Annotated in this window: 4 protein-coding genes; 3 read left to right on the top strand and 1 reads right to left on the bottom strand. The window is 66.8% G+C overall.

Features of this window, described 5'->3' with window-relative positions; translation table 11 throughout:
• On the top strand, nucleotides 1-683 hold a 683-nt coding region (gene hisF / locus BIS11_RS15115; protein WP_253586444.1), incomplete at its 5' end, for an imidazole glycerol phosphate synthase subunit HisF.
• 74 nt (nucleotides 684-757) lie between these two features.
• Nucleotides 758-1264, top strand: coding sequence for a hypothetical protein (locus BIS11_RS15110; RefSeq protein WP_253422207.1), 507 nt, complete (start codon nucleotides 758-760; stop codon nucleotides 1262-1264).
• A gap of 36 nt (nucleotides 1265-1300) precedes the next feature.
• On the opposite strand, the gene BIS11_RS15105 is transcribed toward BIS11_RS15110, so the two are convergent.
• Complete coding sequence (locus tag BIS11_RS15105; RefSeq protein WP_253422205.1) at nucleotides 1301-1897, bottom strand: YjaG family protein; 597 nt, start codon at nucleotides 1895-1897, stop codon at nucleotides 1301-1303.
• A 98-nt stretch (nucleotides 1898-1995) separates the two neighbouring features.
• Between BIS11_RS15105 and BIS11_RS15100 the strand changes: the two genes are divergently transcribed.
• A partial coding sequence (locus BIS11_RS15100; protein ID WP_253586443.1) for a type 1 glutamine amidotransferase occupies nucleotides 1996-2475 on the top strand: 480 nt, incomplete at its 3' end.

The raw sequence follows: 2475 nt of genomic DNA, 5'->3' as shown, positions 1-2475 counted from the left end.
TAGCGCTTGGCCACCTCCACCGGGTCGCCGGCGTCACGAATGCCGACGAGATCACCTTTCTCGACATCACCGCAAGCTCCGACGAGCGCGCCACCACCGTCGAGATGGTCGAGCGCATCGCCGGCGAAGTGTTCATCCCGCTCACCGTGGGCGGCGGCATTCGCAGCTGCGAGGACATTCGCACCATGCTCAACGCCGGCGCCGACAAGGTGTCGATCAACACCGCCGCGGTGACCAATCCGGACTTCGTCTTCGAGGCCGCCGAGCGTTTCGGCAGCCAGTGCATCGTGGTGGCGATCGACGCCAAGAAGGTCTCCACCGATGGCGAGTCGCCGCGCTGGGAGATCTTCACCCACGGCGGGCGCCGCCCGACGGGGCTCGACGCCGTCGAGTGGGCGAAGAAGATGGTGGCGCTGGGCGCCGGCGAGCTGCTTTTAACCAGCATGGACCGCGACGGCACCAAGAGCGGCTTCGACCTGGGCGTCACCCGGGCGATTTCCGAGGCGGTGAGCGTGCCGGTGATCGCCTCCGGCGGGGTGGGCAGCCTCGAGCACCTGGTCGACGGCGTGCTCGAAGGCGGCGCCGATGCGGTGCTGGCAGCGAGCATCTTCCACTTCGGCGAATACACCATTCCCGAAGCGAAGCGCTTCATGGCGGAACGCGGCATCGAGATGCGCCTCTAAGAGGGCCATGCCCTCGGCCATCGGCGCGACCGCGCCGATGGCCTCTCCCCCCTTTTGCGTTTCTGGAGCTTCTCATGCGATTCAAACGCCCGCGCCTGGCGGGAACGTTGGGCGTGGCCCTGAGCCTTGCGCTAGCCGCCAAGGCCCAGGCCGATTGGCCGCCTACCCTGGCCTTCGACCACGGTCTGGTACAGACCAGCCTCTTGACCCGCCACTTCAGCCCCGACCCGGAGCACACCGAGCGGCAGAACCTGATCAGCGTGGAGCTTCACAACCCCGAGCGCTGGCTGACGGGGGCGGCCTGGTTCAAGAACTCCTTCGATCAGCCCACCTGGTACGTCTACGCCGGGCGCGAGTTTCCGCTGGCAACACTCGAAAGCGGCGTGCGCCTGCGCGCCAAGCTGACCGCCGGAGCGCTCAAGGGCTACAAGGGCGAGTACCGCGACAAGATCCCCTTCAACCGCTTCGAGATCGCCCCGGCGGCGCTGCCGAGCATCGGCCTCGAGTGGCGCGGCTTCGAAACCGACCTGATCATGTTCGGCACCGCCGGCATGATGATCACCGCGGGCGTGCGCTTCTAGCCTGCCGGCGACGTTACGCGCCGACTTTTTCGAGGCTCAATCGTCGTCCAGGCTGAGCCCCAGGTTGCTCACGCCACCGTTGCGCCCTAGCCGACGCAGCTCCTTGAGTGCGGCCTTGTCGAGGGGTTCGCTGACCGCTTCGAGCACTGCGTCCTGGAAGTCGTTCTCGTCCTCCATCAGCGGATGGTCGCGAATGATCAGCGCGAGCTTCTGGGCATCCACCTCGCCTTCGGTGAGCTCGATGAAGGCGCGTACCCCGGCGCGCGAGGTGCGGCTGACGTCGAGCACCGCCTCGCCGCCATCGCCCTGCAGCGTATCGAGCAGCGCGGTGATCGAGACCACCGTGTCGAGGGCCCGCCGGGCGCCGAAACTCTCGTCGTCGGCGGGCGGTTCACACTCGGCGAGCTTCTCCGCCTGACGGGCGAAGTCGATGCTCGCGCCGGGCACGGTGAGGCGCTCCCACACGAGATCGAGCACCACCCTCAGTGTATGGCTGTCGCCCTGGCCGGTGGTCTGCTCGAAGAGCGCGTAGTTGGGCATCAAGCGCTCGCAAAGCGCTGCCATGAAGGCTTGCTGGGCGGTCGACGGCAGCGCTTGAAGTCGTTGGTAGAATCCGGGGGCTTTGGCCACCATATTGATTTCCTGAGCCTTTATGTTGATGAAATAAACGCGTTACTATCGTCTTGCAACCGCGAAGTGAGTTCGCGAAACCGGCCGGCGAGGAGAGTACCATGCATATCCATCTGCTACAGCACGGCCCTGACCACGGCCCCGCACGCCTGACCGACTGGCTCGACAGCATGGGCCACAGCTACACCATCTTTCATCTCTTCGACGGCGAGCTGACGCCGCGCCCGGGCGAATGCGACGCGCTGATCCTGCTCGACGGCCCGGAGGCGTTCGTCCAGGAACCGCCCCCCTGGGCCAGGGCGGAGAAGAAACTCATCAATCGCTACCTGGACGGTCAGCGCCCCATCCTGGGGGTGGGCCTCGGGGCGCTGTGGATCGCCGAGGCGCTGGAGGCGGTCATCGCCCCGGGCACCTATCCCGAGACCGGCTGGCACGCGGTGACCCTGGCGCCGGAGAGCCCGTTCGATCTTCCCGAGCGCTTCGAGGCCCTGATGTGGCACCGCTACGTGTTCAGTCTGCCCGATGACGCCCTGCCCCTGGGCGGCAGCGACGCGGCGCCGCTGCAGGGTTTTGCCTGGGAC

Origin of the sequence: Halomonas sp. 707D4, assembly GCF_024158685.1 — a bacterium.
GTDB lineage: Bacteria > Pseudomonadota > Gammaproteobacteria > Pseudomonadales > Halomonadaceae > Vreelandella.
Note: the sequence above shows the minus strand (reverse complement) of the source record. Positions and strands in the feature narration are given on the sequence as shown.